5 protein-coding genes are annotated in these 7,801 nt (G+C 70.1%); 1 reads left to right on the top strand and 4 read right to left on the bottom strand.

Annotated features, from left to right (window positions below; all coding sequences use genetic code 11):
- Positions 1-65 precede the first annotated feature (65 nt).
- The 4 genes from AC07FN_RS35260 to solA all read right to left on the bottom strand — a co-directional run bounded on the left by AC07FN_RS35260 (position 66) and on the right by solA (position 6,603).
- Positions 66-1,301 carry an MFS transporter gene (locus AC07FN_RS35260; protein WP_478399529.1) on the bottom strand — a complete coding sequence of 412 codons (1,236 nt, stop codon included), beginning with the start codon at positions 1,299-1,301 and terminating at the stop codon, positions 66-68.
- 333 nt (positions 1,302-1,634) lie between these two features.
- Complete coding sequence (locus AC07FN_RS35265; RefSeq protein WP_478399530.1) at positions 1,635-3,299, bottom strand: hydantoinase B/oxoprolinase family protein; 1,665 nt, start codon at positions 3,297-3,299, stop codon at positions 1,635-1,637.
- Positions 3,296-5,359 carry a hydantoinase/oxoprolinase family protein gene (locus tag AC07FN_RS35270; protein WP_478399531.1) on the bottom strand — a complete coding sequence of 688 codons (2,064 nt, stop codon included), beginning with the start codon at positions 5,357-5,359 and terminating at the stop codon, positions 3,296-3,298. Before AC07FN_RS35270 ends, AC07FN_RS35265 begins: the two co-directional genes overlap by 4 nt.
- Before the next feature lie 101 nt (positions 5,360-5,460).
- Complete coding sequence (gene solA, locus AC07FN_RS35275; RefSeq protein WP_478399532.1) at positions 5,461-6,603, bottom strand: N-methyl-L-tryptophan oxidase; 1,143 nt, start codon at positions 6,601-6,603, stop codon at positions 5,461-5,463.
- An 83-nt stretch (positions 6,604-6,686) separates the two neighbouring features.
- On the opposite strand from solA, the gene AC07FN_RS35280 reads away from it, so the two are divergent.
- On the top strand, positions 6,687-7,577 hold the full coding sequence (locus tag AC07FN_RS35280) for a MurR/RpiR family transcriptional regulator (protein WP_478399533.1): 891 nt from the start codon (positions 6,687-6,689) through the stop codon (positions 7,575-7,577).
- Positions 7,578-7,801 lie beyond the last annotated feature (224 nt).

The raw sequence follows: 7,801 nt of genomic DNA on the forward strand, positions 1-7,801 counted from the left end.
TGTGTGTGTCGAGTTCTCACCGGACAAGTGGTGCCGGTGATCTCTTCTTGCTCTGGCGAAGTCCCCTAGTCGAGCACCCGGCCCTTGGTTTCCGGGAGCAGCCAGATGAACAGGACGGTCAGCGCCGTGCAGACCAGCAGGACCGCGACGATGGCGCTGCCCAGCCCCATGCCTTCCGATGCCCAGCCGATCAGCGCCGGGCTGAACGCCGCGACACCGCGGCCGACGTTGTAGGTGATGCCCGCCCCGGTCCCGCGCACCCGCGCCGGGAACAGTTCGGTGAACAATGCCCCCTTGCCCGATGCCTGGGCCGAGATGAAGAACCCGACCACGGCCGCGAGCAGCAGGTTGTACCAGAGCGCCTTCACCGGAACGGCCATGAACAGGAATCCGAAAACCGCCGTGCCCAGGTAGAAGAGCGTGAACGCCCGGCGTCGTCCGATCCGGTCGTGCACGTGACCGCCGAGCACGTAGCCGAGCCAGTTGCCGACGATCATGAACCAGATGTAGAGCGCCGTGCTGCTCACGCTCAGACCGCGTTCTTCCTTCAGGTAGAGCGGAATCCAGGTCTGCAGGGCGTAGGTGCTGGCCAGGCCGGTGGCGCCGAAGAGGGTGCCCAGCACGGTGTACTTGCGCAGCCCTGGAGCGAACAGCTCACCGAAGGCGCCCTTCTGCCGCGGTTCGCGCCGCACCCGGACGGTCGGGACATCGCGCAGGTTCCGGCGGATCAGCAAGGCGACCACCGCCGGCAGGATGCCGACGGCGAACATCACCCGCCAGGCGATGGTTTCGGGCAGCCACGCGTGGCTGAGCACGTAGGCGAGGTTGGCCACGCCCCAGCCGACCGCCCACGCCGACTGGATCCAGGCCAGTGCCCGGCCCCGGCGCTCCGGTGCCGCGTACTCGGCCATCAGCGCCGCACCCACCGGCCACTCGGCACCGAAGAAGAACCCTTCGAGGGTGCGCCAGATCAGCAGCTGCTCGAAGTTCTGCGCGGTCGCGGTCAGGCCGGTGAACAGGGCGTAGGCACTGATCACCAGCACCAGCACCTGGACCCGGCCGAACCGGTCGGCCAGGCGTCCGCCGACCACACCACCCACTGCCGAGGCGATGAGCGCGCTGGAGGTGGCCAGACCGCCCTGGGCCGTGGTCAGGCCGAGCGCGGCGATGATGCCGCCGAGCGCCAGCGGGAACATCTGGTTGGTGAAGCCGTCCAGGCCCCAACCGGACCAGGTCGCCCAGGTCACCCGGCGGACCAGGGATCTGTCCGGAGGCGCGGAAACGGTCGATGCTGTCGTCATCGGAACTCCAATCAGCGGATACCCCGGCCTTCAGACCAGGGGAGCCGATCCCAAGTCGTCTTGGTCTTAACCCGTGATCGGCTACTCGCGGATGGTTGCTAGTGTTCTGGTTGCCCGACCGGCGAAAACCAAGCCGGTCGGGCCTACCGCCGGGCTGGCGGAACGTGAAGTCTGTGGAGCTTGTGTAAGACCGTGGGCGGTACACCGCCCCTTTGCTGGTAACCCCAGGCGGCAACGGGCCGCGAAGCAGAAAGGTCCGACCCGCGAGGGTGGGAATCTTCGCCCTTCAAGGCGGAGAGGATGTCAAGCCTGCACTCCAATCGGTGCCGGGAGTCAGTCGGCCGAGGTGGGTCCGTAGTGCTCGCGCGCCGCTCGTTCGGTGATGCGGCCGTTGCGCAGGTCCTCGCGCACCTGCGCGGCCGAGCGCTGCGCGGGGTCGCCGAAGCCGCCGCTGCCCGGGCTTTCCACCCGGAGCACGTCGCCTTCGCGCAGCTGCACACCGGAGATCCGGCCGCCCGGCAGTCGGCGTTCATCTGCGCGGCCGGGGTTGATGACGAACCGTCCGGGGCTGCCGTCCTGACCGCCGCGCAAGCCCCACGGGCGGGACGCCTGCCGGTCGGCGTGCGCGGAGAATTCCGCGTGGTCGCAGCGGATTCGCACGTCCCGGCGCACGCCGAGACCGCCGCGGTGGGTGCCCGCGCCGCCGGAGTCGGGGATCAGCTCGTAGGTGTCGACCAGCAGCGGGTACTCCTGCTCCAGCGCCTCGATGGGCAGGTTCGAGGAATTGGTGATGTGCACCTGGATGGCGTCCATGCCGTCCTTGCCGGTCCGGGCGCCGCCACCGCCGGCCACCACCTCCGGGTAGACGAAGAACTCCCCGTCGTGCTCCCCGGAGAACGTCACGTACGTGACGGTGCTGTGGCTGGCCGCGGGTACCCGTTCCGGTACCGCCTCGGCCAAGGCACCCAGCACGACGTCGGCGACCCGCTGGCAGGTGTCGGTGCGAGCGGTGACCGGCGCGGGCTCGACCGGGTTGACGATGCTGCCGTGCGGCGCGCTGATCTCGACGGCGTCGAAGAACCCGCCATTGGGCGGGATCCCCGGGTCCAGCACTGCTTTCAAGGCGTAGTAGACGGTGGCTTCCAGCGCCGGGCGCACCACGTTGATGCCGACCGGGCTCTGCGGGCCGGTGCCGGCGAAGTCCAGCGCCACCCGGTCGCCGGCGATGGTGACGGCCACCACGATCTCGGCGGCGGGGCCGTCGCTGGGGTCCATGCGATCGCGGAACCGGTAGGTGCCGTCCGGGACCGCGCGCAGCGCCGCCGACAGCCGTTTCCGGGAGTGCTCCAGCAGGTGTGCGGTAGCGGCGCGGACGGTCTCGCGGCCGTGGCGCCGGTGCACCTCGCGCAGCCGCCGTTCCCCGATCTCCACGGAGGCGAGCTGGGCGAGCATGTCGCCGCGCCGCTCCTGGGGCAGTCGCGAGTTGAGCTCGACGAATGCCAGCGGTGCCTGCTCGACCCCGGCCGCGGTCGCGAACCTGACCAGCGGGATCCGCAGTCCTTCCTGGAACAGGGAGTTCGAGTCGCCTGCGTTGCTGCCCGGCACCCGGCCGCCGATGTCGGAGTGGTGCGCGATGTTGGCGCTGTAGCCGATGAGCTCACCGCCGTCGAAGACCGGCTTGACCATCGTGATGTCCGGCAGGTGGGTGCCGCCGCCGTGGTACGGGTCGTTGGTGATGAACACGTCGCCGGGCCGCACGGTCAGCGCGGAGGCTTCCAGCGAGTCGATCAGGCCGGTCATCGATCCCATGTGGATCGGCATGTTCTCGGCCTGGGCGACCAGTTTGCCGCGCTCGTCGAACAGCGCGGTGGAGCAGTCCGAGCGTTCCTTGATGTTCGTGGAGTAGCTGGCCCGGCGCAGCACCGCGCCCATCTCCTCCGCGATGGTCACCAGGGACGCGCCGATAACCTGCACGGTGATCGGGTCGGGAGTGTTCAACGCTGCTCCAGTTCGATGACGAGGTTGCCGTAGCGGTCGACGCGCGCGGTGGCCGATGGGGTGATGACCGTGGTGGTGTCGAGCTGTTCGACGATGGCGGGGCCGGGCAGCGCGGTGCCCGCGCGCAGGCCCGACCGGTCGTAAACGGGGGTGTCGACCTCGCCGGTCTCGTCGAAGTCCACCGGTCGGTGCCCGAGCAACGCGTCGGCGGGGTCGGTTCCTGCTTCGGTGGCGGGCAGTTCGGGTTTGTCCACCACCGCCGCCGGGGTCAGCTGCACCTCCACGATCTGCACCCGGGCGTCGCGGTGGGCGAAGCCGTAGCTCTTGGTGTGCTGGTCGTGGAAGGCGGCGGCGAGCGCGGTGAGCGCGGCGGCGTCGAACCGCGCCGCGTCGATCACCTGCTGCGGAAGTGATACGGAGAGCTCGAAGTTCTGCCGGGCGTAGCGCATCCTGGCCACACCGGTGATGGTCGTGTCCACATCGGAGGGTGCTTCGGCGGTCAGCCACTCCTGGGCCGCGCCGTGCACCTCGTGCAGCGCTTCGTTGAGCTTGTCGAGGTCGCTGTCGGCCGCGTCGGCCAGCACCGCCTTGGCGAACTCGGTGCGGATGTCGGTGACGAGCAGGCCGAGCGCGCACAGCGTTCCCGGGTTCGGCGGCACGAGCACGGTGCTCATGCCGACCTCGCGCGCGACCTCGACGGCGTGCAGCGGTCCTGCGCCGCCGAAGGCGACCAGCACGTAGCCGCGCGGGTCCTCGCCGGCCTCCACCGAGACCTTGCGCACCGCACCGGCCATGTTGACCGCCGCGATCCGGCCGATGCCGCGTGCGGCCACCGCCCGGTCGGCACCCAGCGCGGCGGCGATGCCGTCCACCGACCGCGCCGCCGCCGGGTGGTCGACGGCGAGGGCGCCGCCGAGGATGTGCTGCGGGTTCAACCGTCCACGTAGGACGTTGGCGTCGGTGACGGTGGGCTCGACCCCGCCGCGTCCGTAAGCGGCGGGTCCGGGCTGGGATCCGGCGCTGCTGGGGCCGACTTCCAGCGCCCCACCGGTGTCGACCCGGGCGATGCTGCCGCCACCGGCACCGACGGTGTGGATGTCCAGCGACGGCGTGCGCACCGGGCGGTCGTTGATGCGCCGCTGCGCGGACACCAGCGCGCGACCGTCGCGCACCAGGCAGACATCGGTGCTGGTCCCGCCCATGTCGAAGGTGATCAGGTTCTCGAAGCCCGCCTGGCCGGCCACCTGCGACGCGGCGACCACGCCGGCCGACGGGCCGGACAGCAGCGTCGTGACCGGGTAGCGGCCGACCGATGCCAACGACATCATGCCGCCGCTGGAGCCGATCACCTTGGGTTCGACCGGCACCCCGGTGGCCCGGATCCGCTCGGCCAGCCGCGACATGTAGCGGTTGATCCGCGGCCCGACGTAGGCGTTGACCACAGTGGTCGAGAACCGCTCGAACTCGCGGAAGACCGGTGCGATCTCGGCGGAGGCGCACACGTAGACCGAGGGCAGCGCCGCGCGCAGCCGTTCCGCGACCTCCAGCTCGTGGTGGGCGTTGCGGTAGCTGTGCAAGAAGCACACCGCGACGGCCTCGGGTTCGTCGGCGCGCACCCGGTCGATCACCGTCGCGAGGTCGTCGGCGTCGAGCGGTTCGAGCACCTTGCCCTCGGCCGACATCCGTTCCACCACGGGGTGCACTTGGGACCGCGGCACCAGCGGTGGCGCCTTGTCGGCGTCCAGGTCGTAGAGGTCGGGACGCTGCTGGCGGCCGATCTCCATGATGTCGCGCAAGCCTGCGGTGGTGACCAAGGCGGTGCGGGCGCCGTTGGATTCCAGCACGGTGTTGGTGGCCACGGTGGTGCCGTGGCCCAGGTAGCCGACGTCGGCGGCGTCGGCGCCGGCCAGGCGCAGCACCTCGCGGACACCGTCGGCGACCGCGACCGACTGGTCGTCGGTGGTGGAGGGCAGCTTGTGGATGTGGAACCGGCCGGTGGACGTGTCCAGCGCGGTCACGTCGGTGAACGTGCCGCCGACGTCGATACCGATGCGCAGCATGGCATTCCTCAAGGGTCGTGTGAGCAAGCGGAGTGGACGTCCCGTACCGGGACGGCGGCCGAGGCGCCGCTGCACCGCTACGTGGATCGTTCGATCCGCCTCTAGCGGAGGCGGGACAGCGACAAGTGGTCGATCGGCACGTCGGTGCGGCCGGTGCGGAGCAGCTCTGCGGCGGCTCTGGCGAACACCGGTGCCAGCTTGAAGCCGTGACCGGAGAAGCCGCCCATCACCAGCACGTTCGGCCGGTGCGGGTCGCGGCCGATGATGCCGTGGTTGTCCGCGGTGTAGCCCTCCATGAAGGTCCGCACCGCGGTGGGGCGCGGCGCCAGCCCGCGCAGGCAGCTCGACACCGCCTCGGACACCCTGGTGACGTAGTCGGGTGCCACCACCGGATCCAGCAGGTCCGGATCGTCCACGGTGGACTTCGGCACGTGCAGGTTGATCTTCACCCCGCCGCCGACGTCCGGGAAGAAGGAGAAGGTGTTCTCCCCTCCGCTGCGCCGTATTCCCACCGGGAAGGACTCCGGGCCCCAGTTCTCCGCGGTCTCGAACCAGCACAGCACCGCGCGCCGGATCTCGACGTCGCGGGCGAGCATCGGCACGCTTCGGGTGATCCACGGCCCGGTGCACACGACCGCCTGGTCGAACTTCTCGACCTGGATCTCCTCGCCGCGGCGGAAGTGCACGGCGACGCCGTTGCCGTCGTCGACGACATCCTCGACGGTGGTGCCGGTGTGCAGCCTCGCGCCGGCCTTCTCCGCGAGCAGGGTCGTTTCGGCGATCGCGCGTTGCGGATGCAGCAGGCCGCCTTGGCGGTCGAGCAGCACGACGTCGTCCGGGAAGAGCCGGTGTTGCGGGAACCGGCGGACGGCCTCGCGGTGGTCGAGCTGTTCGACGTCGAGGTTCCACTGCTCGGTCACGTCGACGACGGTGCGCACGTCGGGATCCTCGGGCGACCCGATGGTCATCGCGCCGCAGGGTTCGAGCAGCGGGACACCCGCACGTGCGCTGAGTTCCTGCCACGCCGAGCGTGCTTCGCGCAGCAGCGGGACGTAGTCACCGCCTTCTTTGTAGGCGACGCGGAAGATGCGCGTTTCACCGCCGGCCGCGCCGCGTTCGTGGCCGATGTCGTACTGCTCGAAGCCGGTCACCGCGAGACCGTCGGAGGCGAGCCGGTGCAGCAGCTGGCTGCCCATCGTGCCCACCCCGATCACGGCGACGCTCGACTGCTGAACTGGTTTCATCACCGTCTCCGCAGGAGGTCGGGAGCATTGGCTCCAACAGGCCAGAAACGTAGCATTCACTTCGCGGTGGCACAATGGACGACGTGAACACTTCACGTAGCGAGTCGCTGGGCCAACGCATCCGAAACCGGGCGGGCAAGCTCGCAAGCGGCGAACGAGCGGTGGCCGACTACCTGCAACGGCATCCCGAGGAGGCAGCGATCTCCTCGGCCGCCAAACTCGGCGAAGTCACCGGCACCAGCGACGCGACCGTCATCCGCACAGCGCGCAAGCTCGGCTTCGACGGGCTCAACGACCTCAAGCGCAGCCTCGTCGACCACCTGGCCCGCCGGCGCGACCCCGCGCAGGTCCTCGACGACCGGGTGCAGCGGCTGCGCCCGGAGCACGGCGTGTTGCAACCCGTGATCGACGCCGGGCTCACCCTTCTCGGCGAAGTGCCCGCACTCATCGACAGCGCCGACTGGTCTCGCACCGTCGCAGCGCTCAACGACGCCGAGCACATCTGGGCCTACGGGATCGGCCCCAGCGCCGCCATCGCCGACCACCTGGCGCTGAGCCTGCGGCGCGCGGGCAGGCCGGCGGATTCCTGGACCGCGACCGGCTTCCGCCTCGCCGACGAACTCCTGCGGCTGCAACCCGCGCACGCGGTGGTCGTCATCGCGCCGCTGCGGGTGTTCCGCGAGATCGGCATCGTTCTCGACCAGGCGCACCGGATCGGCGCGCGCAGCGTGCTGCTGACCGAGGCCATCGACGAGGCCCGGGAAACCCGGGCCGACACCGTGCTACCGCTGCCCGACTCCACCGAGGGCGCGGCGAACGAGCTCATCGCACCGCTGACCATCGTGCACGCCCTCGTGCTGGAACTCGCCGCCGCCGAACGCACTTCGGCGGTCGAGCAGTACCAGCGGCTCAACGAACTGCGCACCGAGATCGCCGGCACGGACCTCGACATCAGCCGGCTGCCCGAACTGTGAACAGGTCCGCCAAGGCTCATCACCGCCCGTGAGTGTTCTGGGGCGCCTGGAGTTTCGGGGTTTGTCCGCGGCATGGTGGCCTGGAACGACGTTCCGGCAGGCCCGGAGCCGTGCGTACTTTGTGCTGCCATAGCCCGGATCCGCCGGTGGTGGGTTGGGTTTTGTGGTGGTGGGGGTCGTGTCGTGGTGGGGCAGATGCCCTCTGGCCTGGGATGATTGTTCTT

This window comes from Saccharopolyspora sp. NPDC045941 (assembly GCF_056431445.1).